Source organism: Microbacterium sp. BE35, assembly GCF_031457705.1.
GTDB lineage: Bacteria > Actinomycetota > Actinomycetes > Actinomycetales > Microbacteriaceae > Microbacterium > Microbacterium trichothecenolyticum.
The window spans coordinates 247,827-274,347 of record NZ_JAVDXD010000003.1; the positions used below are offsets into that span (position 1 = coordinate 247,827).

The window sequence follows — 26,521 nt, forward strand, 5'->3', positions numbered from 1 at the left end:
GTGTCCGCCGGCGACACCACGGGATCGGGCGCAGACGCCCGCAAGCCCGTGAACGCAGTTCCCCCCGCGGGCAAGACGCAGCTCCGGGTCGGCCGCCTCGTGAAGGCGCACGGCCTGAAGGGCGCGATCAAACTCGAGCTGTACACCGACGATCCTGACGGACGCTTCGTCCCCGGCGCGACGTTCACGCTCCAGGTGCCCGAGTCGTCGCCGTGGCACGGCAAGCCCCTCACGGTGCGCGAGTTCAAGTGGATGAACAGCCACCCGGTCGCCTTCTTCGAGGGCGTCGACGACCGCGATGCGGCCGAAGGGCTCATCCGCGCGATCCTCTGGGTCGACGAAGACATGCAGGCCTCGCCCGCCGAGGAGGACGCCTGGTTCGACCACCAGCTCATCGGCCTCGACGTCGTGCGTGACGGTGAGGTCGTCGGCAAGGTCGCGCGCGTGGATCACTTCCCGTCGCAGGACCTGCTCATCGTGAAGGTCCGCGACGACGAGGTGCTCGTGCCGTTCGTCAGGGCGATCGTGCCCGAGGTCGACATCGCGGGCGGTCGCGTCATCGTGACCCCGCCGGCAGGACTCTTCGAAGAGATCCCGGACGACGCCGACGAGTCTCGTTCCGCGCCCGACGCCGACGACTCCACCGACTGACTCGTCCTCACTGCGCGCAGCCGCTGAGCGTGCGGCAGATGTGATCTGCGGGAAACACGGCGGGAAACACCTCGGAACCTCCGTCCGGGACCATCGAAGCCATGGGCGAAGTGCGCACCGTGTGCTCCTACTGCGGCGTCGGCTGCGGGATCTCGGTGACGACCTCGGACGCCGGGGCGGGGCATCCGCTCGCCATCGCGAAGGTGACGGGCGACCGCGCGCACCCCACGAACGGCGGGCGGCTGTGCACCAAAGGCGCGACCCACACCGAGCTCATGCAGGCTCCGGGTCGCATGACCACGGCGCACGTGCGGCCGTCCCGCGGCGAGCCCGCGGTGCCCGTTGCGGTCTCTGATGCGGTGACGGATGCCGCGGCCCGCCTCCGTGCGATCCTCGACGAACACGGCCCCGACTCGATTGCGCTGTACGTCTCGGGGCAGATGAGCATGGAGGCGCAGTACCTCTCGAACAAGCTGGTCAAGGGGTACCTGCGGGGCATCCACATCGAGTCGAACTCGCGGCTGTGCATGGCGTCGGCCGGCACCGGCTACAAGCAGTCGCTGGGTGCCGACGGGCCGCCCGGATCGTACGAGGACTTCGACCGCACCGACCTCTTCTTCGTGATCGGCTCGAACACGGCCGATTGCCACCCCATCCTGTTCCTGCGCATGGCCGACCGGCTGAAGCAAGGCGCGAAGCTCATCGTCGTCGACCCGCGTCGCACCACGACCGCCGAGCGCGCGGATCTGTTCCTTCAGATCCGGCCCGGCACGGACCTCGCGCTGCTGAACGGCCTGCTGCACCTCCTGGTGGAGGCAGGCGACATCGATGAGGAGTTCATCGCCGCCCACACCGAGGGGTGGGAGCACATGGACGAGCTCCTCGCCGAGTACCCGCCGGCGCGGGTCGCGGAGCTGACCGGACTGGCCGAAGACGACATCCGCACCGCCGCCCGCTGGATCGGCGAGGCCGGCGAGTGGATGACGCTGTGGACCATGGGCCTCAATCAGTCCACCCACGGCACCTGGTCGACGAACGCCATCTGCAATCTCCATCTGGCGACCGGCGCGATCTGCCGTCCCGGGAGCGGCCCGTTCTCGCTCACCGGCCAGCCGAACGCGATGGGCGGGCGCGAGATGGGGTACATGGGGCCGGGTCTGCCCGGCCAGCGCGCCGTGTTCAGCGCGCCCGACCGCGCGTTCGTCGAGGACGTCTGGGGGCTGGAATCAGGCGCGATCCGCGCAGAGTCGGGCTCGGGAACGATCGACATGTTCCGCCGTGCGGCCGACGGCGAGATCAAGGCCGTCTGGATCATCTGCAGCAACCCTGTCGCCTCGGTGGCGAATCGCAAGACGGTGATCGAGGCGCTGGAGACCGCCGAGCTCGTCATCGCGCAGGACGTCTACACCGAGACCGCGACCACCGCATACGCCGACATCCTGCTGCCGGCCACGTTGTGGGTCGAAGCCGAGGGCGTGACGGTGAACAGCGACCGGACCCTGACGCTTGTGCGTGACGTCATCGACGCGCCGGGCGAGGCGCAGCCGGACTGGCTCATGATCTGCCAGATCGCCCGTGCGATGGGGTTCGAGGGGTTCGACTTCGCCACGAGCGCCGAGGTGTTCGACGAGATCCGCCGCTTCTGGAACCCCCAGACCGGGTGGGATCTGCGCGGCGTGACCTACGAGCGCCTGCGCGAGACGCCGGTGCAATGGCCGTCACCGCCCGACGACACCGCGACGCGGCATCCGATCCGGTACCTCAACGACGGGGTGAGCCAGTCGCTGCACGTGCAGGACGACGGCACGGTGCCGCGCCTGGCGTTCGCGACGCCGTCGCGGCGCGCGCAGTTCCTCGCGCGGCCGCACCTCGCACCGGCCGAGCTTCCCGACGACGACTATCCCTGGGTGCTCAACACGGGGCGCCTCCCGCACCACTGGCACACGCTCACGAAGACCGGCCGCGTCGCCAAGCTCGCGAAGCTGCATCCCGGACCGTTCGTCGAGGTGCACCCGGTCGATGCCGAGCGGCTCGGCATCGCCGAGGGTGATCAGGTCGAGGTCGCCTCGCGCCGCGGCCGGTTCGTCGTGCCCGCGGTGCTCACGGACCGTGTGCAGCCGGGCGGACTGTTCGCGCCGTTCCACTGGAACGACGAGCACGGAGAGTACGTCACCGTCAATGCCGTGACGAGCGACGCGGTGGACCCGCTGTCGGCGCAGCCGGAGTTCAAGTTCGCCGCCGTGACTCTGCGCCGGGTCGGCCCGGCGGTCGGGGGAGCAGGATGGCCGACCGCATCCGCCGACGAGGCGCTCGCGAGCGCCGGCGTGGCCCTCGCACCGCCGCAGCTGACCGATCTGGAGGGCGCGTACCTCGCCGGCTTCCTGTCCACGGTGCGGTCCGTGGTGCTCGCCCCGGGCGAGGTGCCGGTGCTGCCCGTCGAGGCGCCGCTCGGCGGGCTCGTGCGGGCGTGGTTCGACGGCGTGCTCGCGGGGGCGTTCTCCCGCACGTCCGTCGGCACCGGGATGCCGGGGACCGGGGGCTTGGACGAGGTCGTCGTGCTCTGGGGCTCGCAGACGGGCAACGCCGAGGAGTTCGCCACGGCGGCGACCGCCGCACTCGGCGCGCGCGGCATCCCCGCACGTGCCCGGAGCATGGCGGAGCTGCGCGCGCCGGACCTGACGGCGGTGAAGCGTCTGCTCGTGGTCACGTCCACGTTCGGCGACGGTGGACCGCCCGACAATGCCGCCGCGCTCTGGCATGAACTCAACGCCGACGGAGCGCCCGAGCTGTCCGGTCTCCGCTACGCGGTGCTCGCGCTCGGCGACTCCAACTACGACGACTTCTGCGGTCACGGCCGCCGGCTCGATGCTCGCCTGGGCGAGCTCGGCGCGACCGCACTCCTGGAACGGGTCGATCTCGAGCCCGACGCCGACGAGCCGCGCGAGGCGTGGCTGGCCCAGATCCTCGACACCCTGGCCGCGGAGGGGACGACGGGTGCGGCATCCGTCGCTCTGCAGGCTCCGCCGGCGAAGCGTCTGTTCAGCCGAGCCAATCCCGTGCAGGCGCCGCTCGTGCGCAACGATCTGCTGAGCGGGCCCGGTTCGCAGAAAGAGGTGCGGCGCTTCGCGTTCGACCTCTCGGACTCGGGCGCGACGTACGAGGCCGGAGACTCGCTCGGCGTCGTGTGCGCCAACGCGCCGGCGGTCGTCGCAGAGTGGCTCGCTGCGACGGGCATCCCGCCGCTGGAGATCGTGGAGGTCGACGGCGAGGAGCGCACGTTCGCCGACGCCCTGCGCACGCGCCTCGACATCACGAAGACCCCCGTCGACCTGGTGCGCTTCATCGCGGAGCGCAGCGGCGACAGCATGCTCAACGGTCTGCTGCGGCGCGAGAACAAGGGGCGCCTCGAGCAGTTCCTGTGGAGCCAGCAGGCGGTCGATCTCGTGCGCGACTTCCCCGTGCAGGCCACCGCTGCGGAATGGGCCGGCGCGCTCAAGCGACTGCAGCCCCGCCAGTACTCCATCTCGTCGAGCCCCAAGACCGATCCCGACACCGTGGAGCTCACGGTGTCCGTGGTCCGCTTCGAGACCGACTCCGGACGCGCGCGCGGCGGCGTGTGCTCGACCTTCCTCGCGGACGGCGGCGCCCTCGCCGCCCCGGTATACCTGCAGCGCTCGCCCGCGTTCCGCCCGCCGGCGGCCGGCGACATCCCGATGATCATGATCGGCCCCGGCACCGGGATCGCGCCGTTCCGCGCGTTCCTGCAGGATCGTCGGGCCGACGGCCACACCGGTCGCAACTGGCTGTTCTTCGGCGAGCAGCACGCCGCGAGCGACTTCTACTACCGGGACGAGCTCGCTGAGATGCGCGAGGACGGTTTCCTCACGCGCCTCGACGTCGCGTTCTCGCGCGACCAGCGGCAGAAGATCTACGTGCAGGACCGCATGATCGAGCACGGCGCCCACCTGTGGCGCTGGCTCCAGGACGACGGCGCGCACGTATACGTGTGCGGTGACGCGATGCGGATGGCCAAGGATGTCGACGCCACGCTCGTCGCCATCGCCCAGCAGCACGGCAAGCTCTCCGAGGAGGCCGCCGCCGAGTACGTCCGCGGGCTCGCCGCCGACGAGCGCTACGTCCGCGACGTCTACTGAGCCGGGGCTCCGCCCGGCCGCGTCCGAGAGCGCCGGCCACCCGGTCGGTCCGTCACCGGCGCCCGCGATCGGCGCGTTCCGCGGTGCGCAGGTGACGGAGGAAGCCCCTCCGACGGCGGGTTCCGACGGGCATGCAGAAGAGCGGATGCCTCGGGTCGAGGCATCCGCTCTTCGTCAGGGCACGTGCGGTCAGATGCGCTGCTTCGCCAGCGACGCCCGCGGGATCACGTACACGAACACCGTGAGGAGCAGCAGTCCCACGTACGCGGCGACGAAGCCGTAGAAGGCGGCCTGGTAGCCGCCGGTGGCGAGCTGGGAGGCGTTGAGCACCTGAGGCACGAGGAACCCGCCGTAGGCGCCGATCGCCGAGATGAGCCCGAGCGCCGCGGCCGCCTTGCGGATCATCTTCGTGGCCTCCGCCGTGCCCGGCGCGTAGCCCCGCGCCTGCGAGCGTGCGGCGAAGATGCTCGGGATCATGCGGTAGGTGGACCCGTTGCCCATGCCGGTCGCTGCGAACAGCACGAGGAAGCAGGCCAGGAACACGACGAAGTTGTGCATCGGCAGCGTCCAGACGAGGGCGAGGGCGCCGAGTGCCATCACCGAGAAGGCGCACACCGTCACGCGTGCGCCGCCGAAGCGGTCGGCGAGTCGGCCGCCGTAGGGGCGGGCGAGCGAGCCGACGAGGGCGCCGAGGAACGCGAGCGAGACCGCCGCCTGTCCGACCTGGATCGTGGAGAACTCGGGGAACTGGTCGGCGATGAGCTTCGGGAAGACGCTTGCGAACCCGATGAACGAGCCGAAGGTGCCGATGTAGAGCAGCGCCATGACCCACAGGTGCGGTTCGCGCAGTGCCGCGGCGGAGCTGCCGAAGTCCGCCTTCGCCGACGACAGGTTGTCCATGTAGCGCCAGGCGCCGAAGATCGCGAGCAGGATGAGCGGGATCCACATCCAGCCGGCGAGCGAGATGTTGAGGGTCGCACCGGCGCCGATGGTCACCGCGATCGGCACCGCGAACTGGGCGACCGACGTGCCGAGATTGCCGCCCGCGGCATTCAGGCCGAGCGCCCAGCCCTTCTCCTTCTGCGGGAAGAAGTAGGTGATGTTCGCCATCGAACTCGCGAAGTTGCCGCCGCCGACGCCGCCGAGCGCGGCGACGAGCAGCAGCACGCCGAACGGGGTCTCGGGGTTCGACACGACGATGCCGAGCAGCGTCGCGGGGATCAGCAGCAGCGCCGCCGACACGATCGTCCAGTTGCGGCCGCCGAAGATCGCGACCATGAACGTGTACGGGAAGCGCAGAGTCGCGCCGACGAGGCTCGGCAGCGAGATGAGCCAGAACGACTCGGAGCTCGTGAGCTGGAACCCGGCGGCGGGCAGCATCACGACGACGATGCTCCACAGCTGCCAGATGATGAAGCCGAGGAACTCGGCGAAGATCGACCACCCGAGGTTGCGTCGCGCGATGGCGCGGCCCGAGGCGGCCCAGAACGTCGGATTCTCGGCGTTCCAGCCGTCGATCCAGCGGCCGGGGCGATGGGTGAGCGTGACCGGCGCGTCGGCCGGCGCGATGGTGCGGGATGGAGCTGCGGTATCCGTCATCGACGGCGTGTCGGTCGTGGTCATGGCGCCTCCCTGAGGTGAGCACACACTTGGGGGTGAGTGTGTCTCCACGTTAGGAACGCGGTGTTTCGGCCCGCCTCCTCGCGCGGTTACCTCTCCGTCACTTCTCGATCACGGATGCCGCGGCCCGAGGTGGGCGCCCCGTCACACGTCGGAAACACGCGGGGCTTCTAGACTCGAAGGCATGCGCGTCGACATCGTCACGATCTTCCCGACGTTCTTCGACGTGCTCGGCGTCTCGCTGATCGGGAAGGCGCGGGACCGCGGCATCCTCGACATGCATGTCCACGATCTGCGGGACTGGACCCACGATCGCCATCGCACCGTGGACGACACCCCGTATGGCGGGGGCGCCGGCATGGTGATGAAGCCCGAGCCCTGGGGCGAAGCACTCGACGACGTGCTGAGCGACGACGCCGTGCTGCTCGTGCCGTCGCCCGCCGGCGAACTGTTCTCGCAGCCGATGGCCCGGGAGCTCGCCGACGAGAAGCACCTCGTGTTCGCCTGTGGGCGGTACGAGGGGATCGACCAGCGCGTCGTCGACCATTACTCGGCGGGTGGGCGGGTGAGGCTGGTGAGCCTCGGCGACTACGTGCTGAACGGGGGAGAGGTCGCGGCGATGGCGGTGATCGAGGCCGTGTCGCGGCTCATCCCGGGAGTCGTCGGCAACCCCGAGAGCCTCGTCGAGGAGTCGCACGAGCTCGGGCTGCTCGAGTACCCGAGCTACACGAAGCCCGCCGAATGGCGCGGGCTCGAGGTGCCGCCCGTGCTGCTCAGCGGCAACCACGGCGCGATCGCCGCATGGCGGCACGAGCAGAGCCTCGAACGCACGCGGGCGCACCGTCCGGACCTGCTGACGGAGCCGGATCCTGCGGCCTGAGGGCGGGCGGTCCCCACGGCCCCTGCACGCGCCGCCGGCGCGTGGCGCGGAGCCTCCGGCCGCGTGGGCTCAGCGGCGGCCGCCGCAGGATCACCTGCGACGCGTCAGGCGGGGTCGATGACGTTGAGGCGGTAGCCGCGCTTCACCACGGTCTTGACCAGGTCGGGAACGCCCAGCGACTCGCGTAGCCGCGCGACGGCCATCTCGACGGCGTGCGTGTTCTCGCCCGAGCGCGGGAGCGCCGCCTGCAGACGCGGCCGCGAGACCACGCCGCCCTGGGCGTCGAACAGCGCGGCCACGATGTCGGTGGCGCTGCGCGACAGCGGGATGTGCCGGCCGTCCAGCACGATGCCCGTGCTGCGCAGCTCGAGACGGCCGGCAGCGGTCGGGAGCGATGCCGCGCCGCCCCCGCCGAAGTGTGTGACGACGGCTCGCACGAGCGAGCCGAGGCGACCGCGCTCGGCGATCAGCGGCTGAAGGCCCGCCTCCTGGAGCGGGCCCGCCGTGATCGGCCCGACGGCGGCCATGAGCAGGCGTCGCTCCGCCTCGCGCTCGACGATCTCGGCGAGCACGCCCTCGTTCCGTGCGGCCGCGATCCACTCGGCGGCGCCCGGGGCGGACGTGAACAGCACCGCGTCGACCTCGCCCTGCGCGGCGGCGACGACCGAGCGGGAGACCGCCGCGGGGTCGGGGGGAGGGCCCCAGCGGTACACGGTCAGGCTCACCACGTCGGCGCCCGCACCCTCGAACAGCTCGTCGAGGCCGTCGGCGCCCGAGCCGTGGTGCTGGACTGCCACGCGCCGGTCGGCGACACCCTCGGCGAGGAGGTACTCGCCGAGCTCCGCGGACGTCTCGGACTCCGCCACCCAGTCTGCGGTGAGACCCGCCTGCTGGATCGCGCCGCGCGCCTTCGGGCCGCGTGCGACGATCTGGGCGCGGGACAGTGCGGCGTGGAGGTCGTCGAGCAGTCCTGCTTCGTCGGCGGCCTCCATCCAGCCGCGAAAGCCCACGCCCGTCGTCGCGACGACCACGTCGGGCTGCTGCGCGATGAGCTCGCGCGTCGCGGCGATGAGGGCGTCGTCGTCGATGTGGGGGACGATCGTGAGCGCGGGGGCGTGGCGCACGTGAGCGCCGTGACGCTCGAGGGCAGCGGCCAGCTCGGAGGAGCGACGATCGACGGCGATGACGATCGTGCAGCCGTCGAGTGCGGCCGAGAGGGTGGGGCGTGGGGTGGAGCTCAAAGGACGATGTCACCTGCCAGTTGGGGGTCGGGAAGCAGCAGCCCGGCTCGGGCGACCTCGCCGACCACGATGACGGCAGGGTTGCGCACGCCGGCGAGGCCTGCATCGACCACGACCGACCCCAGAGTACTGCGTGTCGTGCGCTGGTCGCGGTGGTGACCGCGCTCGACGATGGCGACGGGACGATCCGCGGGAACGCCGGCGTGGAGGGCGTCCGAGACGATGCGGGGCAGTGCGCCGACGCCCATCAGGATGACCGTCGTCACGCTGTCGTCGCGCAGGGCCGCGAGCGTGGCTTCGGTCACCTCTGACGGCCCGTTCATGATGTGCACGGCTCCCGCGACACCGCGATGGGTGATCGGGATGCCGGCTGCCTGGGGCACCGCGACGGCGCTCGAGATGCCGGGCACGACGTCGACCGGCACGCCGGCCGCGAGGCATGCGGCCACCTCCTCGCCGCCGCGGCCGAAGACGAAGGGGTCGCCGCCTTTGAGGCGCACCACGCGCTTGCCCGCGCGGGCGCGGTCGACGAGGAGCTCGTTGATCTCGTCCTGCGGCACGGGGTGGTGGCCTGGCAGCTTGCCGACGTCGATGATCTCCACGTCCGGACCGACATGGTCGCGGATGTCGGTCGGACCGAGCCGGTCCATCACGACGACCTCCGCGCGCGTCAGCAGGCGCCATGCACGCAGGGTGAGCAGGTCGATGGGACCGGGGCCGCCGCCGATGAGGTCGACGCGGCCGACGGTGCTCTTCGCCCGCCCGGTCATCCCTCTCCCTCCCAGCGGACCAGCACATGTCCGTCGTCGACGGCCACGGGCCAGACGTGCAGGCTCTTCGGCTCCTTGCCCTGGGTGTCGAGGCAGACGCCCGTGCGCAGATCGAAGACCTGCTTGTACATCGGCGAGGCGACTGTGGGCACGTCCTGGCGGGTGCCGACGATGCCGCGCGAGATGACGTGCGCGTGGCTGTAGGGGTCGAGGTTCGAGACGGCGTGGACGCGGCCCGTGGAGCCGTCCGGCCCGTGGAGGAGGAAGAGTGCGATCTGCGTGCCGCCCAGGAGGGCGGCGCGGCCGCGCTCGATCTCGAGATCGTCGAGCGCGCACACGCGCACCCAGCCGTCGGGGGCGGTGTACTCGGCCGTCTGCGGGTCGACGAGGGTCATCGGCGCACCTCCAGGGTCGTTCCGGCGATGAGCACGCGCGAATCGGCGCGCTCGTCCTCGGTGGCGGGTCGGGGCTGGCCCCGCTCGGCGGTGTAGGCCAGCGAGGGGTCGGGAGTCGACGGTGCGTTGACGAACGACGCGAATCGGCGGAGCTTCTCGGGGTCCTCGAGGGTCGCCTTCCATTCGTCCTCGTACGAGTCGAGGTGGGCCGCCATCGCGGCGTCGAGGTCGGCGCAGATGCCGAGGCCGTCCTCGAAGATGACGTCGCGCAGACCTTCGATCCCGCCGTCCAGGTCCTCGAACCACGGCGCGGTGCGCTGCAGGCGGTCGGCGGTGAAGATGTAGTACATCAGGAACCGGTCGATCGCCGTGAGGAGCTCGTCGTCGCTGAGCCCCTCGGCGAGCAGCACCGCGTGGCGGGGCGTGAACCCGCCGTTGCCGCCGACATACATGTTCCACCCTGCCTCGGTGGCGATCACGCCGACGTCCTTGCCCCGGGCCTCCGCGCACTCGCGCGCGCAGCCCGAGACGCCGAGCTTGATCTTGTGCGGCGAGCGCAGACCGCGGTAGCGCAGCTCCAGCTGCACGGCCATGCCGACCGAGTCCTGCACGCCGTAGCGGCACCACGTCGAGCCGACGCACGACTTCACCGTGCGCAGCGACTTGCCGTATGCGTGCCCCGACTCGAAGCCGGCGTCCACGAGCTGCTTCCAGATCTCGGGCAGCTGCTCGAGGCGTGCGCCGAACATGTCGATGCGCTGGCCGCCCGTGATCTTCGTGTAGAGCCCGAAGTCCTTCGCGACCTGGCCGATCACCAGCAGCCCCTCGGGCGTGATCTCGCCGCCGGGGATGCGGGGCACCACCGAGTAGCTGCCGTCCTTCTGGAGGTTCGCCATCACGTGGTCGTTGGTGTCCTGCAGGGTGGCGTTCTCGCCTTCGAGCACGTGTCCGCGCACGAGCGTCGACAGGATGCTGGCGAGCGCCGGCTTGCAGATGTCGCAGCCGCGGCCGGTGCCGAAACGCTCGATGACGGCGCTGAACGTCGTGAGACCCGACACCCGCACGGCGTCGAACAGCTGGCGGCGCGACATGTCGAAGTGCTCGCAGATCGCGTTGCTGAGCGCCGCTCCGGACTTGGCGAGCTCGGTGCCGACGATCTTCTTGACCATCATCACGCACGAACCGCACGCGGCCCCGGCCTTCGTGCAGGACTTGATGGCCGCGACATCCGTGCAGCCCTCCTCGTGCACCGCGTGCCGGATCGCTCCCGCCGTGACGCTGTTGCAGGAGCACACGAGCGCCTCGTCGGGGAGGTCGCCGGTCGGCGCGGCCACACCGCCCTCGGGCATGAGGTAGGCAGCCGGGTCACCGCCGAGCGCGCCTCCGACGAGCGGGCGGAGCGACCCGTATGCCGACGCGTCGCCGACGAGGATGCCGCCGAGCAGCGTCTTCGCGTCGTCCGACAGCACGAGCTTCTTGTACACACCGGCCACCGGGTCGGCGTAGGTGACGTCGAGCGCGCCGGGGGTCTCGGCGAAGGCGTCGCCGAAGCTGGCCACATCGACTCCCGAGAGCTTGAGCTTGGTCGACAGGTCGTAGCCGGGGAAGGATGCCTCGCCCCCGAGCAGCCGCGTCGCGGCGACCTCGGCCATCGCATAGCCGGGAGCGACGAGGCCGACGCACATTCCGTCGAAGTTGGCGACCTCCCCGATCGCCAGCACTCGGGGGTCGGAGGTCTGACAGCCGGCGTCGATCAGCACGCCGCCGCGGGGGTGCACGTCGAGCCCGGCGCCCCGCGCCAGCTCGTCGCGCGGGCGCACGCCGACGGTGAACACCACGACGTCCGTGCGGGCATAGGTGCCGTCCCGGAACTCCAGGCCGGTGACCTGCCCCGAGCGATCGGGATCGAGCCGGGTGGTGACGGCCTCGGTCTTGACCGTGATGCCGCGCGACTCGATGAGACGGCGCAGCGCGTTGCCGGCGGGCAGGTCCAGTTGCGCTGACATGAGCCGATCGGAGGACTGCACCACCGTGCAGTCGACGTCGAGGCCCTGGAGGGCGCCTGCGGCCTCGAGCCCGAGGAGTCCGCCGCCGATCACCGTGCCCGCGAGCGGACGCCCGAGCTCGGCCGAGCGGCGCTCGACGAACTGCTCGAGCTTCTCGACGTCGTCGAGGGTGCGGTAGACGAAGCACCCCTCGAGCCCGAAGCCGTCGACCGAGAGGCGTGCGGCGTACGAGCCGGTCGCGAGGACGAGTCGGTCGTAGGCGACGCTGGTGCCGCTGCGGGTCGTGACGCGGCGCGCGGCGCGGTCGATGCGGGTGACGGCCTCGCCGCGGAGGAACCGCACGCGCTCGTCGTCGAGCACCGCGCGCTCGAGCTCGAGGTCTTCGGGTGAGACGCCGGCGAAGAATCCGGTGAGGCCGACCCGATCGTAGGGGTGACGCCCCTCCTCGCCGATGAGCGTGATGCGCCACTCGTCGCCCGCCCGGCTCAGCAGGCTCTCGACGAAGCGGTGCGCGACCATGCCCGCGCCGACGATCACCACGTGGGTGCCGAGGGCAGGGGTCTCGTTCATGCCGTCACCGTACGCCGGCGATGTTGCATCAGCGTCAGCGTCGTGTTTCCGGCTGTTGACACGGTCGCGGTGGGCCATGGCTCCTCCTCGGGGGCGGACGTCTCGGTGAAGCTGACGCTACGAGCGCGGTGTTTCACCGTCGGACCACGCGCGGTTACCCCGAGCGAACGTTTCGATCACACCGCCCGGCGCGAGGAAGTGAGAAGAGCGGAATGGATGGTGCGCCGCGCGCGAGCGCGCGGGGCGGTCTCCTGCGAGCTGCTCGCTCCGCCGTTCCGACGCTCGACGGCTTCCCGCGGGCGGTCGGCGAGATCGCTGGACGCGTGAGCTCCAGGGTTCGGCGATCCTGCTCCGATAAGGTGTACCGACCCGACGGCAAGGAGAAGATTCGTGCACACCTGGCCGGGATCGGCATATCCGCTCGGAGCGACGTTCGACGGGAGCGGGACGAACTTCGCGCTGTTCAGCGAGGGGGCTGAGCGGGTCGAGCTGTGCCTGTTCGGAGAGCGCGGCGCGGAGACGCGCGTCGATCTCGTCGAGGTCGACGCCTACGTCTGGCACGCCTACGTTCCGAACATCCAGCCCGGTCAGCGCTACGGCTACCGCGTGCACGGCCCGTACGACCCCGCGAACGGGTTGCGGTTCAACCCCGCGAAGCTGCTCCTGGATCCCTACGCGAAGGCGGTGGAGGGCAGCATCCGGTGGGGGCAGCCCGTGTACGGCTACACCTTCGGCGACCCGGATTCGCGCAATGACGAGGACTCCGCCGCCGACATGATGAAGGGCGTCGTCGTCAATCCCTTCTTCGATTGGGCGGGCGACCGGCGTCCGCGGACGCCGTACTCCGAGACCCTCGTCTACGAGGCCCATGTACGCGGGCTCACGCAGCGGCACCCTGCCATCCCGGAGGAGATGCGGGGCTCCTACAGCGCGATCGCCCACCCTGCGATCATCGAGCACCTGCTCAAGGTGGGGGTTACGGCGATCGAGCTCATGCCCGTCCACCAGTTCGTCGACGATGCGATCCTGCAGGACAAGGGGCTGTCGAACTACTGGGGCTACAACACGATCTCCTACTTCGCCCCGCACAACGCGTACTCCGCGACCGGTCACCGCGGTCAGCAGGTGCAGGAGTTCAAGGGCATGGTCCGGGCGCTGCACGCGGCCGGCATCGAAGTGATCCTCGATGTGGTCTACAACCACACGGCCGAGGGCAACCACCTAGGCCCAACGCTCTCGATGCGCGGCATCGACAACGCCGCCTACTACAAGCTCGAAGACGACGACAAGCGGTTCTACACGGACTACACGGGCACGGGGAACAGCCTCAACGTGCGCAATCCCCACTCGCTGCAGCTGATCATGGACTCGCTGCGCTACTGGGTGCTCGACATGCACGTCGACGGATTCCGCTTCGACCTCGCGTCGGCGCTCGCGCGCGAGTTCTACGACGTCGACCGTCTGTCGGCGTTCTTCGAGCTGGTGCAGCAGGATCCGGTGGTGTCGCAGGCGAAGCTCATCGCCGAGCCGTGGGACGTCGGCCCCGGCGGTTACCAGGTCGGCAACTTCCCGCCGCAGTGGACGGAGTGGAACGGCAAGTACCGCGACACGGTGCGCGACTTCTGGCGCGGCGAGCCGCAGGCGCTCGGCGAGTTCGCCTCACGGCTCACCGGGTCGGCAGACCTCTACGAGCACTCCGGACGCCGGCCCGTGGCATCCGTCAACTTCGTCACCGCCCACGACGGCTTCACGCTGCGCGATCTCGTGTCGTACAACGACAAGCACAACGACGCCAACGGCGAGGACGGACGCGACGGCGCCGACGACAACCGCTCGTCGAACTTCGGCGTCGAGGGGCCGACCGACGATCCCGCGGTGCTGACGCTGCGCGCCCGACAGCAGCGCAACTTCATCGCGACCCTGCTGCTCAGCCAGGGCGTGCCCATGCTGCTGCACGGCGACGAGATCGGACGCACCCAGCGCGGCAACAACAACGGCTACGCGCAGGACAACGAGACCACGTGGGTGGACTGGGATGCCGCGGACATGCCGCTGCTGGAGTTCACCGCCGCGCTGGCGCGGCTGCGGCGCGACCACCCGACGTTTCGTCGTCGCCGGTTCTTCGAGGGCCGCCCCGTCCGCCGGGAGGTCGGCCGGGCGCTGGCGGACATCGCCTGGCTGCGTCCCGACGGCACCCTCATGCAGCCGGAGGACTGGGACTCGGGCTTCGGGCGCGCGATCGGCGTGTTCCTGAACGGCGGGGGGATCCGCGAGCGCGACCGCCGCGGCGACGAGATCCGCGACCGGCACTTCATCGTGCTGTTCAACGCCGGCGACGACATCATCGACTTCCACATCCCGGTCGTCGAGAACAGCCCGGACTGGGAGGTGTTCGTCGACACCGCCGGCGAGCGCGCGGACTCCGCCATCGTCAAGCCGGGCGACGTGCTCCGCCTGGCCGCGAAGTCGCTGATCGTGCTGTGCGAGCACCCCCGCGCAGAGGCGGCGGCGGATCACTCGGTCGCGGCGTCGCTCGCGGCGCTCACGCCAACGACGTCTCCCGCGCACGCCCCGAGCGCGGAGATGCGCACCTGACCGCAAGCGCTCGTTTTGCGCGTCAGTTCACGCCGAGCCATGAGCGATCGGTGAGGACGATGGGACCGCCCTCGGTGATCGCCACGGTGTGCTCGGAGTGCGCGCCGCGCGACCCGTCAGCCGATCGCAGGGTCCAGCCGTCGGGGTCGGTCACCAGCTCGTCGGTGGTCTGGAGGAACCACGGCTCGAGGGCCAGGACGAGGCCCGCGCGCAGAGGGTAGCCGCGTCCGGCCTTGCCGTCGTTCGCCACGTGGGGGTCGCCGTGCATCTCCCGCCCGACCCCGTGGCCGCCGAAGTCGGTGTTGATCGAGTAGCCGTCGCCGTGGGCGACTTCGGCGATCGCCGCCGAGATGTCGCCGATGCGGTTGCCGACGGTCGCCGCGGCGATCGCGGCATCCAGTGCGCGCTCGGTGGTGGCGATGAGGGCGAGATCCTCGTCGCGCGGCGTGCCCACGACGAACGACACGGCGGAGTCGGCGACCCAGCCGTCGATCGAGACGGCGAAGTCGAGCGAGACCAGGTCGCCGTCGCGCAGTGCGTAGTCGAAGGGGAGACCGTGGAGCACCGCGTCGTTGACGGAGGTGCAGATCACCTTGCCGAACGGCCGGGCGCCGAACGAGGGGTGGTAGTCGATGTAGCACGACTCGGCGCCCGCGCGGCGGATCAGCTCGTGCGCGCGGCGGTCGATGGCGAGGAGGTTGGTGCCCACCTTCGTGTCGTCGCGCAGCGTCGCGAGCGTCTCGGCGACGAATCGCCCTGCGGGCTTCATCGCCTCGATCTCGGCAGGCGTGCGCAACTCGATCATGTGGGGGATCCTCTCGTTCCCTTCCATTCTGTCTGACCCGTCGGCACCGGGCTGGGAGGATGCTCCGCGGCGCGCGGAAGCGGACCACGGGGGTCGTGTGCGGGCGTAGCATCGGTGGCATGTGGCTGCGTCGCGCATTCTTCGGCTGGCTGATCCCGTCCGCCTTCCTGCTGCCGCTGTGGCTCCTGGTCGGATGGGCCGTGTTCAACGCAGGGGGCTGGGCGTTCCTCTGGGTGCTGTTCCTCGCCATCCCTGGCGTCTTCCTGTGGCAGTTGCTCCTCACGGTGCTGGTGCGGGCGCGCGGAACGGTGCGGGCTCACCGCGCAGTCTCCTGGTGGGACGTCCTCGGGTTCACCGTGTGGCACCTCCTCGTCATCTCGCTGGGCTTGTTCGCCGAGGCGTGGTGGGCGCCCGTCATGGTGGTGGCGATCCTCGCGGGCGTCGGCCTCTTCTGGCTCGAGCTGTGGCAGCTGTGGAGCGAGGCGCGGCCCTCGCGATTCGTCCTGCACACGTCCGAGGGCGTCGCGTACATCCCCGCAGAAGCCGACGCGCCGGAGGCGGCTCGGCGCGAGGTCATCGTCATCTCGGAGAAGCAGACTCCACCCGCGAGCTGACGCGGTTTGGCCGGGTGCGGCATCCATGGCAGAATGGCTGTTTGTGCCCTGACCGGTTCTGCCTCAGGGGAACCAGCTGAACGGCGTCACGCCGAAGGCCTGCGGCACGCTCAGTCCTTTACCATCCTTCCCGCGGTCGACCTGTGGCGGCCGCAGAGAGAGACGATCATGCAGATCCTCGACGCCGTCGACGCGGCTTCACTCCGCTCCGACATCCCCGCCTTCAACGCCGGCGACACCGTGAAGGTGCACGTCAACATCACCGAGGGCAACCGCTCGCGTATCCAGGTCTTCCAGGGCGTCGTCATCGGCCGCTCCGGCGATGGCGTTCGCGAGACCTTCACGGTCCGCAAGATCAGCTTCCAGGTCGGCGTCGAGCGCACCTTCCCGGTGCACTCCCCGGTCATCGACCACATCGAGGTCGTGACCCGCGGTGACGTGCGTCGCGCGAAGCTGTACTACCTGCGCAACCTCCGCGGCAAGAAGGCCAAGATCAAGGAGAAGCGCGAGAGCAACTGACGCTCTCCCCGCAGCGCTGTCACGAAGCCCCGGACCGACCAGGTCCGGGGCTTCGTCCGTACTCCGGAAGGGCCGGAGTGTGCGACCCTTGAATGCGGGTCGCCGCGACCGTCGGCGCCCGCGAAGGAACTCATGACGACCGAGAAGTCGGCTCCGGCCGAGCCGGCGCCCGGGCCCGAGCCCGCCGCGACCATTCAGCCGCGTCGTCGGGGCTGGCTGGTGTTCCTGCGCGACGTCGTCGTGATCATCCTGATCGCAGTGCTCGTCTCGCTCGTGGTCAAGACCTTCCTGGTGCGGTCGTTCTACATCCCCTCGGGGTCGATGGAGGACACCCTCCATGTCAAGGACCGCATCCTCGTCGACGAGATCACGCCGCGCTTCGGCGGCTACGAGCGCGGCGACATCGTGGTGTTCCAGGATCCGGGCGGATGGCTGCCGCCCAGCACGGCACCCGCGCGTCCTCCGATCGTCGAGGGCGTCGAGTGGGTGCTGTCGCTCGTCGGACTCGCGGCGCCCGACAGCGACGACCACCTCGTGAAGCGCATCATCGGCGTCCCCGGCGACCACGTCGTGTGCTGCAACGCCATCGGGCAGATCACCGTCAACGAGGTGCCGATCGACGAGAGCGCGTACCTCAAGCTGCCGGCGGGGGAGACCGCGGCCTCGGGTGATCCCTTCGACGTCACGGTTCCCGAGGGCAGCCTCTGGGTGCTCGGCGACAACCGTTACCGATCCAAGGACTCGCGGTACAACACCGATCAGCCAGGCAAGGGCTTCGTGCCCATCGACAACCTCGTGGGCCGTGCGTTCCTCGTGACGTGGCCGTTCGACCGGTTCGGACTGCTGGACTTCCACCACGACGTGTTCGCCGGGGTTCCCGACGCGGAGCCGGAGGGCGGCGGGAAGTGACCGTCGCCGAGCCCCGTCTCACGCTCGAGCGCCGGCTCCTGCGGGAGCACGCGCTCGTCATCGCATGCGACGAGGTGGGGCGAGGGGCGCTGGCCGGGCCGGTCGCGGTCGGCGCGGCGGTCGTGGACGCCCCGCGATCGCGCAAGCGCATTCCGCAGGGGCTGCGCGACTCGAAGCTCGTTCCGGAGCCGAAGCGCGCTGATGTCGCGGCACGCGCGGCCACCTGGGTCGCCGCCAGCGCCGTCGGATGGGCGAGCTCCGAGGAGATCGACGAGATCGGGATCATGCGCGCCCTCGGGCTCGCCTCGATCCGTGCAATCGCGGATCTCCGCGCGCACGGCGTCGTGCCGGAGGACGCCATCGTCATCCTCGACGGCAACTACGACTACATCCGTCCCGCCGGCGAGTGGGGGCTCACGGTGCGTCCGGTGATCAAAGCCGACCGCGACTGCGCCTCGGCGGCCGCGGCATCCGTCATCGCGAAGGTCGCGCGTGACCGTCTCATGACCGAACTGCACGACGAGCTCCCCGCATACAACTGGGCCCGCAACAAGGGCTACGCCAGCCCCGACCACCGTCAAGCCATCCGCACGCACGGCATCAGCCGGCACCACCGGGCCTCGTGGTCGATCGGCGAGGCGCCCACGCTCTTCTGAACGTTCGCCACACGCGCATGCGGGTCGCCGCGCCCGCCCGCGCCCATAGGATGGATTCACCATGGATGACGAGGTCTTCGAAGACTACGACCGCGAGCTCGAACTCGCTCTGTACCGCGAGTACCGCGATGTCGTCTCGCAGTTCCAGTACGTGATCGAGACGGAGCGGCGTTTTTACCTCGCGAACGAGGTCAACGTCGTGCGCCGCGACACCGAGCACGATTTCTACTTCGAGATCTCGATGTCCGACGTCTGGGTCTGGGACATCTACCGCGCCGATCGCTTCGTGAAGGCCGTGCGCGTGCTGACGTTCAAGGACGTCAACGTCGAAGAGCTCTCGCGCCGCGATTTCCACCTCCCCGAGGAGCTCTCGCTCGACACCTGAGCGGTCCTGACGCTTCCTCCCCAGCCCACCGATTCGGGGACGCAGCTCGAGTTCTGAACGGATGCCGCACCCTCGCGTCCGCGCGCCTGCACTCGCGCGCGACGATGCCGGAATGGCAGATAAAGACGTCCTCGGGAGCGCGGGCGAGGATCGCGCGGCCCGCTACTTCGAGGCGCGGGGATTCACCGTCCTCGCACGCAACTGGCGATGCCGCGACGGCGAGATCGACCTCGTGGCCGCCGACCGCTCGACGGTCGTCGTCGTCGAGGTCAAGACGCGGCGTGATGAGGGGTTCGGGCACCCGTTCGAGGCGCTCGACGCCCGCAAACGGGGAAGGCTCTGGCGCCTCTCGATCGCGTGGGCGAGTGCGCACCGCGAGCTCGTGCAGGGACGGCGGCTGCGCATCGACGCGATCGGCCTCATCGGCCCCGATCCCGGCACCGCGCGCCTGGAGCATCTCGTCGACGTGGAGGTGCCGTGAAGGTCGCACGCACGTGGGCCGTCGCCCTCGTCGGGGCCGAAGGCGAATGCGTGGAGGTCGAGGCGGACCTGTCGAACCAGCAGCCGGACTTCCGCATCATCGGGCTTCCCGACAAGGCGCTCGGCGAGTCGGTCCAACGCGTGCACAACGCCTGTGCGAACACCGGCACGCCGCTCACGCGACGACGACTCACGGTGAACCTGTCTCCCGCGAGTCTGCCCAAGCAGGGGTCCGGATTCGACGTGGCCATCGCGGTCGCGTCCCTGGCGACCGAGACGTCCATGGACGCGGTCTCTGTCGCGTCGGCGGTCCACATCGGTGAGCTCGGACTCGACGGTCGCCTCCGGCCGGTGCCGGGGGTGCTCCCGGCGGTGGTCGCCGCTCGGCGAGCGGGGCATCGACGCGTCGTGGTTCCCCACGCGAACGGCCCCGAAGCCTCGCTCGTGGACGGCATCGAGGTCCTCGCCGCCGTCAACCTCGCGCAGGTGATCGCGTGGCACGGCGGCGACGTCGAAGTCGCCGACGACGCACCGGTCGCCCTCCCGGACGACGAGGAGGCAGCCGAGCCGTCGCTCGATCTCGCGGAGGTGATCGGGCAGCGCGACGCCGTCGAGGCGCTCGTCGTCGCGGCTGCGGGCGGTCATCATCTGCTGATGTGCGGACCGCCTGGAGCCGGCAAGACGATGCTCGCCCGGCGCCTGCCGGGCATCCTCCCCGAACTCGACGATCGCGCGGCGCTGACCGCGGCCTCGATTCGGAGCCTGGCGGGCTCCCGAGTGGTCGAGCTCTCCCGCACCCCGCCCTTCGTCGCTCCGCATCACAGCGCGAGCGTGGCCGCCTTGGTGGGCGGCGGCACGCGAGTGGTGCGCCCGGGGGCGATCGCGCGCGCGAGCGAGGGCGTCCTGTTCCTCGACGAGGCGGGCGAGTTCGCAGCCAGCGCGCTGGACGCCCTGCGCCAGCCCCTCGAGTCCGGCACCATCACGATCGACCGCGCGGGCGCGCACGCCGAGTATCCGGCACGGTTCCAGCTCGTGCTGGCGACGAACCCGTGCCCGTGCGGCGACCACGGCATCCGCGGCGGCACGTGCACGTGTCCACCGGCAGCGATCCGCCGCTATCTCGGCCGGCTGTCCGGACCGCTCCTGGACCGCATGGACATCGAGCTGACCCTGACGCGCGTCGCAGTGGCGCAGCGCGGCACCGGGCCGACGGTGTCCACCGAGAGCGCACGAGCGCAGGTCGCCGATGCGCGGGCACGCGCGAGCCGCCGCCTCGCGGAGACACCGTGGAAGGTGAATGCCGACGTGCCGGGCACATGGCTGCGCGAGGGACCTGCTGCGCCGTCTCCAGTCGTCCGCCGCCCGCTCGACGCCGCACTTCACCGCGGAGCGCTCACCCTGCGGGCTTATGACAGGGTCTTGCGCGTCGCCTGGTCACTGGCCGACATCGAGGGCCGCGCCCAGCTCGGTGCGGAACATGTCGGGCGCGCCCTGTACCTGAAGAAGGGGATCTCACTGTGATCGCGTTCGACCTGAGCGCAGGCGCCGCCCAGCAGGCGCTGTCGCCCGCGGGCATCGAGTTCGACGCGCAGGAGGCGCGGGCACGGTATGCGACGGCCGTCTGGTGCCAGCTCATCGAGCCCGGCGACTCGGTCGCCGGCCGCATCATCGGCGCGCGCGGCCCGGTCGCGGCGCTGGAAGCCGTGCTGGCAGACGGGGAGTTTCCCGAACTCACGCCGAAGGAACTCGTCGACGCGCGCAAGAGATGGCTGCCGCGGCTGTCGGCGGGCGCGGTCGCCGGTTCCCTGGCCGCGGCGGCCGCGCGGGGCGTCACGCTGCTGACGCGCGGCGATCCGGACTGGCCCACGCAGCTCGACGACCTCGGCGCGCATGCGCCGCTGTGCCTGTGGGTGCGCGGTGATGCCTCGGCGCTGCGCCGGCTCGAGGCATCCGTCGCCGTCGTCGGCGCCCGGGCCGCCTCTCACTACGGCGACCATGTGGCGAGGGAGCTCGCCGCCGAACTGGCGGCCAGCGGCATCGCCGTGGTGTCGGGCGGCGCCTATGGCATCGATGGGGCAGCCCACCGCGCCGCACTTCGCGCCGGCGGACTCACCGTCGCACTGCTCGCTGGCGGTGCCGACCGCGCGTACCCCGCGGGTCACACGCAGCTGATCGACGACGTCGCCCGACGAGGTGTCGTGGTGAGCGAGGTCCCGTGCGGCGCCGCGCCGACGAAGTGGCGCTTCCTGCAGCGGAACCGCCTGATCGCCGCGCTCTCGGCCGCCACCGTCGTCGTCGAAGCCGGCTGGCGCAGCGGCTCGCTCAACACCGCGGGCCACGCGGCGGCGCTGTCGCGCCCCCTCGGCGCCGTCCCGGGTCAGATCACATCGGCGACGTCGGCGGGTACGCACCGGCTCATCCGGGAGTACGGCGCCCAGTGCATCACGAGTGCGGATGACATCCGGGAGCTGCTGGGGATGCCAGGAGAGACGGATGCCGCAGCCCCCGGAGACGGGGCGTACACCGGGGACGCGACCCGCGTGAAGGACGCCATGAGCACCCGCGTGTGGCGGGGTGCCACCGAGATCGCGCGGCGCGCGGGGATGGCGGCCGACGTCGTCGGGGGGATCCTCGGGCTGCTGGCGCTTGATGGCGCGGTCGAGTCGGGGATCGAGGGCTGGCGGCTGGCACGGATCGGAGGGTGATCGGCGAGCGGCGCACCGCCCTCCGGTGCGTCGCAACACCGCCGCGTGCGCCGGCGGGCGCAAGCTGGAGGCATGGACATCCACGAGGGAGCCGCGGTCTACCTGCGCCACCTTGCGGACGTGCGCCGCCTGTCTCCCGCGACGGTGCGGGCCTACCGCTCCGACCTCGAGGGACTTGCCGCCGCCTGCGGAGACATCGAACTCGCCGCGGTCGATCTCGAGAACCTCCGCGACTGGCTGTGGCACGCCGTCCAGCGCGGCGACAGCCGCGCCACGATAGCGCGGCGAACCGCGGCGGTCCGGGGCCTCTTCGCCTGGGCGACCGAGTCGGGCGCGATCCCGTCCGACCCGAGCCTTCGCCTCGTCGCCCCGAAGCGGGGCAAGACACTTCCCAGAGTCGCGACAGCCGACACCCTGAGCGGGGTGCTGGATCGGCTGGCATCGGCCGCGGTGGAGGGCGATCCGATCGCGCTGCGCGATCACGCCATTGTCGAGCTGCTGTACGCAGCTGCGATGCGCGTCTCCGAACTCTGCGGGCTCGACGTCGACGACCTCGATCGCGACCGACGCACCGCTCGCGTCCTCGGGAAGGGGTCGAAGGAGAGGATCGTGCCATTCGGGTGGCCGGCGCTGCGGGCTGTCGACGCCTACATCGTGCGCGGTCGGCCGTCCCTCCTCGCCAGACGCGCGGACGACGCGCCCTGCCCGGCCCTGTTCCTGGGCGCGCGGGGCGGACGGATCGGCGCGCGCGCGGTGTACGACCTCGTGTCGCGCGAACTCGGACCCGAGCTCGGGGCGCAGGTCGGACCGCACGCGCTACGTCACTCGGCCGCGACCCACCTCCTCGACGGTGGCGCAGACCTCCGCGCCGTCCAGGAGATGCTGGGCCATGCGAGCCTCGGGACCACGCAGATCTACACGCACGTCTCCAGCGAGCGGCTGGCGGCCTCCTACCGCCTCGCGCACCCGCGGGCCTGAAGACCGGCTAGCAGCAGGGCAGGAGCACCGCCCGCGGCACCCCGCCCAGGAGCACGAGCGGGTTGATGTAGACGCCGTCGAGCCGCACGCCGAGATGCACGGCGCCGGGCTCGGCGTGTCCTCCGACCGAGATCGTGCCCAGTGGAATGGAACTTTCAACCCGCGTCCCGGCCGCGAGCCCGGGGTCGACCGGCTCGAATGTCGACACCAGGCCGTCGCCATGATCCACAGTGATCACCCCGCGCCCTGCGACCTGCCCGGAGAACGCGACCACGCCGGGTGCCGGGGCGCGCACCACGCCGTCGCCCGCGGGCAGCAGGTCGATTCCCCGATGGCCCGGACCGTACTCGTGCGGCGGTGCGACGAAGGGGCGCACCAGCCGGAACGGGTGCACCGGCCAGGTCCAGTCCCGCGTGAGCGTCACCGTTCCGCCGTCGACGACCGGCAGGTGCTCGGGCTCCGCGACGACGGTGGCAGGCGCTGCAGAGGTGGGCGCGACCGCGAGAAGGATACTGAGGGTGATCGCGCCGAGGGCGCGGCGGCGCGACCCGCGACGGGATCCGCCTTTGCGGGTGAGAACGGGCCGCGTCACGATCCCACCGTGTCCCTCCTGGCGAATCCGCGGATCGGTGGCACCGACACCTGTGGAGAAGACTCGCGTTCGGTCGCCGGGGGAGGAGGAGCCGCCCGGCCGCTCCTGATACACTGAGTGCGCACTCCGCATGCCGGGGTGACTCCGCGTGCCCATAGCGCCGCTAGCCCCGAGTCTGACGAAGGGCGCGGCGCGGCATCCATCCCCAACGGTCCTTGCGGACGCTTGCGAGCGAGCGCGAGGCGGGAATGAGCCGGGCACCAGGCCACGCCGGCCACGAGCCGGCGCGAGAACAACCGCAACAGGCGCGCACGCGCCGGAACAGGAGAACGGCCATGGCCGTCGTCACCATTCGCCAGCTGCTCGACAGCGGCGTCCACTTCGGACACCAGACCCGCCGGTGGAACCCGAAGGTCAAGCGCTTCATCCTCACGGAGCGCTCGGGCATCCACATCATCGACCTCCAGCAGTCGCTCACGTACATCGACAAGGCGTACGAGTTCGTCAAGGAGACCGTCGCGCACGGCGGCACCATCCTCTTCGTCGGCACCAAGAAGCAGGCGCAGGAAGTCATCGCCGAGCAGGCGACCCGCGTGGGCCAGCCCTACGTCAACCAGCGCTGGCTGGGCGGTCTGCTCACCAACTTCTCGACCGTGTCCAAGCGCCTCGCGCGCATGAAGGAGCTCGAGGAGCTCGACTTCGAGGACCCGGCTGCAAGCGGCTTCACCAAGAAGGAGCTCCTGCTGAAGAAGCGCGAGCTCGACAAGCTGCACAAGTCGCTCGGCGGTATCCGCAACCTCCAGAAGACCCCCTCGGCCATCTGGGTCGTCGACGCCAAGCGCGAGCACCTCGCGATCGACGAGGCGTCCAAGCTCGGCATCCCGGTGATCGGCATCCTCGACACCAACGCCGACCCGGACGAGTTCCAGTACCCGATCCCCGGCAACGACGACGCGATCCGCTCGGTGGGCCTGCTCACGCGCATCATCGCCGACGCGGCCGCCGAGGGCCTGATCCAGCGCCACCAGCCCACCGACGAGACCGCTGACGCGGAGCCCCTCGCCGATTGGGAGCGCGAGCTGCTCGAGCAGGGCGCGCCGGTCGTGACCGATGTCGCCGAGGTCGAGACCGCCGCGACCGAGTCGGCCGCCGACGAGGCAGGCGCCGAGGCCGCGGAGGCTGTCGAAGCCGCCGAGGCCGCTGACGCCCCCGAGGCCGCTGACGCCGCTGAGGCCGCTGAGGCGACCGAAGCCGAGTAAGGCTCACACACACTCCGCCCCGGCGGGATCGCCCTGATCGAACGGTCCGGACGGTCCCGCCGAGGCATCCACAGAACTCACCAATTCAAGGAGCCGCCACCCATGGCAAACTTCACGATCGCCGACATCAAGACGCTGCGCGAGCAGCTCGGCACGGGCATGGTCGACACCAAGAAGGCGCTCGAGGAGGCCGACGGCGACCTCGAGAAGGCCGTCGAGATCCTCCGCCTCAAGGGCGCGAAGGGCAACGCCAAGCGCGCCGACCGCTCCACGAGCGAGGGGCTGGTCGCGGCCAAGGAGGTCGACGGTCAGGTCACGATCATCGAGCTCAACACCGAGACCGACTTCGTCGCGAAGAACGACCGCTTCATCGCCCTTGCGGAGAAGGTTCTCGACGCCGCGGCCGCCGCGCACGCAGACTCGGCCGAGGCTGCCCTCGCCGCGCCCGCCGGCAGCCAGACGGTCGCCGAGCTCATCTCGGACGAGGCCGCGATCATCGGCGAGAAGGTCGAACTGCGTCGCGTGAGCACGCTCTCGGGCGACAAGTTCGAGATCTACCTCCACAAGACCAGCAAGGACCTGCCGCCGCAGGTCGGCGTCGTCCTCGCCTACTCGGGCGACGACGCCGAGACGGCTCGCAGCCTCGCCCAGCACATCTCGTTCGCGAACCCGTCGTACCTGTCGCGCGACGAGGTCCCCGAGGCCGAGGTCGAGAAGGAGCGCGAGATCGTCACCGAGATCTCCCGCAACGAGGGCAAGCCGGAGGCCGCCCTCCCGAAGATCGTCGAGGGCCGCGTGAACGCGTTCTTCAAGCAGGTCTCGCTGCTCGACCAGGACTACGCGAAGGACAACAAGCAGTCGGTCGCGCAGGTCGCGAAGGACGCCGGTCTGACCCTGACGGGCTTCGCCCGCTACAAGGTCGGAGCCTGACCTTCTGAGAAGGCCCGCATCGGCAAGCCGATGCGGGCCTTTTCTCATGCCCTTCGGTAGTTTGTCGTAGACGAGAGGACCACAGTGATCAACGAGAACACCGGGCGCCGCCGCGTCCTTCTGAAGCTGTCCGGCGAAGCGTTCGGCGGAGGCCAGCTGGGTGTGAACCCCGACGTGGTCAGCCAGATAGCCCAGGAGATCGCGGCCGCCGTCGACCGCGTCGAGATCGCGATCGTCGTCGGCGGCGGCAACTTCTTCCGCGGCGCCGAACTCAGCCAGCGCGGCATGGACCGTGGCCGCGCCGACTACATGGGCATGCTGGGCACCGTCATGAACGCCCTCGCCCTGCAGGACTTCCTCGAGCAGGCGGGCGCCGCGACGCGCGTTCAGTCCGCGATCTCGATGACGCAGGTCGCCGAGCCCTACATCCCCCGTCGCGCGGAGCGGCACATGGAGAAGGGCCGCGTGGTCATCTTCGGCGCCGGCGCCGGTCTGCCGTACTTCTCCACCGACACGGTCGCCGCCCAGCGTGCTCTCGAGATCGACGCGCAAGAGGTGCTTGTCGCGAAGAACGGCGTCGACGGCGTGTACACCGCGGACCCGAAGAAGGATGCCTCGGCCACCCTGATCGATCGCATCACGTATCTCGACGCGCTGCAGCGCGGTCTCAAGGTCGTCGACTCGACCGCGTTCAGCCTCTGCATGGACAACCGCATGGACATGCGTGTGTTCGGCATGGAGCCCGCGGGCAACGTGACGAAGGCCCTGCTGGGCGACACCATCGGCACGCTGGTCACGGCGTGATCC

Annotated in this window: 23 protein-coding genes; 16 read left to right on the top strand and 7 right to left on the bottom strand. The window is 70.6% G+C overall.

Annotated elements, in window-relative coordinates; translation table 11 throughout:
• Window positions 1–651 (top strand): ribosome maturation factor RimM, encoded by a 651-nt coding sequence (gene rimM, locus J2Y46_RS12515; protein ID WP_396653184.1) that lies wholly within the window; start codon window positions 1–3, stop codon window positions 649–651.
• A gap of 101 nt (window positions 652–752) precedes the next feature.
• Window positions 753–4,805, top strand: coding sequence for a bifunctional nitrate reductase/sulfite reductase flavoprotein subunit alpha (locus tag J2Y46_RS12520; RefSeq protein ID WP_310242674.1), 4,053 nt, complete (start codon window positions 753–755; stop codon window positions 4,803–4,805).
• Between the two features lie 189 nt (window positions 4,806–4,994).
• Here J2Y46_RS12520 and J2Y46_RS12525 read toward each other — a convergent pair whose 3' ends face one another.
• On the bottom strand, window positions 4,995–6,428 hold the full coding sequence (locus J2Y46_RS12525; protein WP_396653185.1) for an MFS transporter: 1,434 nt from the start codon (window positions 6,426–6,428) through the stop codon (window positions 4,995–4,997).
• 181 nt (window positions 6,429–6,609) lie between these two features.
• Here J2Y46_RS12525 and trmD point away from each other — a divergent pair, with 181 nt between their 5' ends.
• Complete coding sequence (gene trmD / locus J2Y46_RS12530; RefSeq protein WP_045297898.1) at window positions 6,610–7,305, top strand: tRNA (guanosine(37)-N1)-methyltransferase TrmD; 696 nt, start codon at window positions 6,610–6,612, stop codon at window positions 7,303–7,305.
• A 104-nt stretch (window positions 7,306–7,409) separates the two neighbouring features.
• Here the strand turns inward: trmD and J2Y46_RS12535 are convergent, their stop codons facing one another.
• From J2Y46_RS12535 to nirB, 4 genes are read right to left on the bottom strand one after another with little or no spacing between them, the layout of a single operon-like run.
• Entirely contained in the window at window positions 7,410–8,546 is a 1,137-nt protein-coding gene (locus J2Y46_RS12535; RefSeq protein ID WP_310242676.1) for a uroporphyrinogen-III synthase, read from the bottom strand.
• Window positions 8,543–9,316, bottom strand: coding sequence for a uroporphyrinogen-III C-methyltransferase (cobA, locus tag J2Y46_RS12540; protein ID WP_045297896.1), 774 nt, complete (start codon window positions 9,314–9,316; stop codon window positions 8,543–8,545). Before cobA ends, J2Y46_RS12535 begins: the two co-directional genes overlap by 4 nt.
• Window positions 9,313–9,711 carry a nitrite reductase small subunit NirD gene (gene nirD, locus J2Y46_RS12545; protein ID WP_045297895.1) on the bottom strand — a complete coding sequence of 133 codons (399 nt, stop codon included), beginning with the start codon at window positions 9,709–9,711 and terminating at the stop codon, window positions 9,313–9,315. The genes cobA and nirD overlap by 4 nt, the downstream gene beginning before the upstream one ends.
• Window positions 9,708–12,287 (bottom strand): nitrite reductase large subunit NirB, encoded by a 2,580-nt coding sequence (gene nirB, locus J2Y46_RS12550; protein WP_310242677.1) that lies wholly within the window; start codon window positions 12,285–12,287, stop codon window positions 9,708–9,710. Before nirB ends, nirD begins: the two co-directional genes overlap by 4 nt.
• A gap of 390 nt (window positions 12,288–12,677) precedes the next feature.
• Between nirB and glgX the strand changes: the two genes are divergently transcribed.
• Window positions 12,678–14,882 (top strand): glycogen debranching protein GlgX, encoded by a 2,205-nt coding sequence (gene glgX / locus J2Y46_RS12555; protein WP_045297894.1) that lies wholly within the window; start codon window positions 12,678–12,680, stop codon window positions 14,880–14,882.
• A gap of 22 nt (window positions 14,883–14,904) precedes the next feature.
• Here the strand turns inward: glgX and map are convergent, their stop codons facing one another.
• Entirely contained in the window at window positions 14,905–15,687 is a 783-nt protein-coding gene (gene map, locus J2Y46_RS12560) for a type I methionyl aminopeptidase (protein WP_310242680.1), read from the bottom strand.
• Between the two features lie 119 nt (window positions 15,688–15,806).
• Here map and J2Y46_RS12565 point away from each other — a divergent pair, with 119 nt between their 5' ends.
• From J2Y46_RS12565 to J2Y46_RS12605, 9 genes are all read left to right on the top strand, one after another.
• A complete protein-coding gene (locus J2Y46_RS12565; protein WP_045297892.1) occupies window positions 15,807–16,301 on the top strand; it encodes a hypothetical protein in 495 nt (164 codons plus the stop codon).
• A 168-nt stretch (window positions 16,302–16,469) separates the two neighbouring features.
• Window positions 16,470–16,820, top strand: a complete 351-nt coding sequence (rplS, locus tag J2Y46_RS12570; RefSeq protein WP_045297891.1) for a 50S ribosomal protein L19 — start codon at window positions 16,470–16,472, stop codon at window positions 16,818–16,820.
• Between the two features lie 132 nt (window positions 16,821–16,952).
• Window positions 16,953–17,729 (top strand): signal peptidase I, encoded by a 777-nt coding sequence (gene lepB, locus J2Y46_RS12575; RefSeq protein WP_310242682.1) that lies wholly within the window; start codon window positions 16,953–16,955, stop codon window positions 17,727–17,729.
• A complete protein-coding gene (locus tag J2Y46_RS12580; RefSeq protein WP_045297889.1) occupies window positions 17,726–18,385 on the top strand; it encodes a ribonuclease HII in 660 nt (219 codons plus the stop codon). The genes lepB and J2Y46_RS12580 overlap by 4 nt, the downstream gene beginning before the upstream one ends.
• Before the next feature lie 61 nt (window positions 18,386–18,446).
• Window positions 18,447–18,770 carry a DUF2469 family protein gene (locus J2Y46_RS12585; RefSeq protein WP_045297888.1) on the top strand — a complete coding sequence of 108 codons (324 nt, stop codon included), beginning with the start codon at window positions 18,447–18,449 and terminating at the stop codon, window positions 18,768–18,770.
• Between the two features lie 112 nt (window positions 18,771–18,882).
• On the top strand, window positions 18,883–19,251 hold the full coding sequence (locus J2Y46_RS12590) for a YraN family protein (protein WP_310242685.1): 369 nt from the start codon (window positions 18,883–18,885) through the stop codon (window positions 19,249–19,251).
• A complete protein-coding gene (locus J2Y46_RS12595) occupies window positions 19,248–20,771 on the top strand; it encodes a YifB family Mg chelatase-like AAA ATPase (RefSeq protein ID WP_310242687.1) in 1,524 nt (507 codons plus the stop codon). The genes J2Y46_RS12590 and J2Y46_RS12595 overlap by 4 nt, the downstream gene beginning before the upstream one ends.
• Window positions 20,768–21,955, top strand: coding sequence for a DNA-processing protein DprA (gene dprA, locus J2Y46_RS12600; RefSeq protein ID WP_310242689.1), 1,188 nt, complete (start codon window positions 20,768–20,770; stop codon window positions 21,953–21,955). The genes J2Y46_RS12595 and dprA overlap by 4 nt, the downstream gene beginning before the upstream one ends.
• Before the next feature lie 72 nt (window positions 21,956–22,027).
• Window positions 22,028–22,933 carry a tyrosine recombinase XerC gene (locus tag J2Y46_RS12605; RefSeq protein WP_045297885.1) on the top strand — a complete coding sequence of 302 codons (906 nt, stop codon included), beginning with the start codon at window positions 22,028–22,030 and terminating at the stop codon, window positions 22,931–22,933.
• 7 nt (window positions 22,934–22,940) lie between these two features.
• On the opposite strand, the gene J2Y46_RS12610 is transcribed toward J2Y46_RS12605, so the two are convergent.
• Window positions 22,941–23,525 carry a M23 family metallopeptidase gene (locus J2Y46_RS12610; protein WP_310242691.1) on the bottom strand — a complete coding sequence of 195 codons (585 nt, stop codon included), beginning with the start codon at window positions 23,523–23,525 and terminating at the stop codon, window positions 22,941–22,943.
• 335 nt (window positions 23,526–23,860) lie between these two features.
• Between J2Y46_RS12610 and rpsB the strand changes: the two genes are divergently transcribed.
• From rpsB to pyrH, 3 genes are all read left to right on the top strand, one after another.
• The gene (gene rpsB / locus J2Y46_RS12615; RefSeq protein WP_310242692.1) at window positions 23,861–24,784 is read left to right on the top strand and encodes a 30S ribosomal protein S2; all 924 of its coding nucleotides are present in this window, start codon (window positions 23,861–23,863) and stop codon (window positions 24,782–24,784) included.
• Window positions 24,785–24,886: 102 nt separating this feature from the next.
• A complete protein-coding gene (gene tsf / locus J2Y46_RS12620; protein ID WP_045297883.1) occupies window positions 24,887–25,714 on the top strand; it encodes a translation elongation factor Ts in 828 nt (275 codons plus the stop codon).
• An 84-nt stretch (window positions 25,715–25,798) separates the two neighbouring features.
• Window positions 25,799–26,518 (top strand): UMP kinase, encoded by a 720-nt coding sequence (gene pyrH, locus J2Y46_RS12625; protein WP_045297882.1) that lies wholly within the window; start codon window positions 25,799–25,801, stop codon window positions 26,516–26,518.
• Window positions 26,519–26,521: the final 3 nt, after the last annotated feature.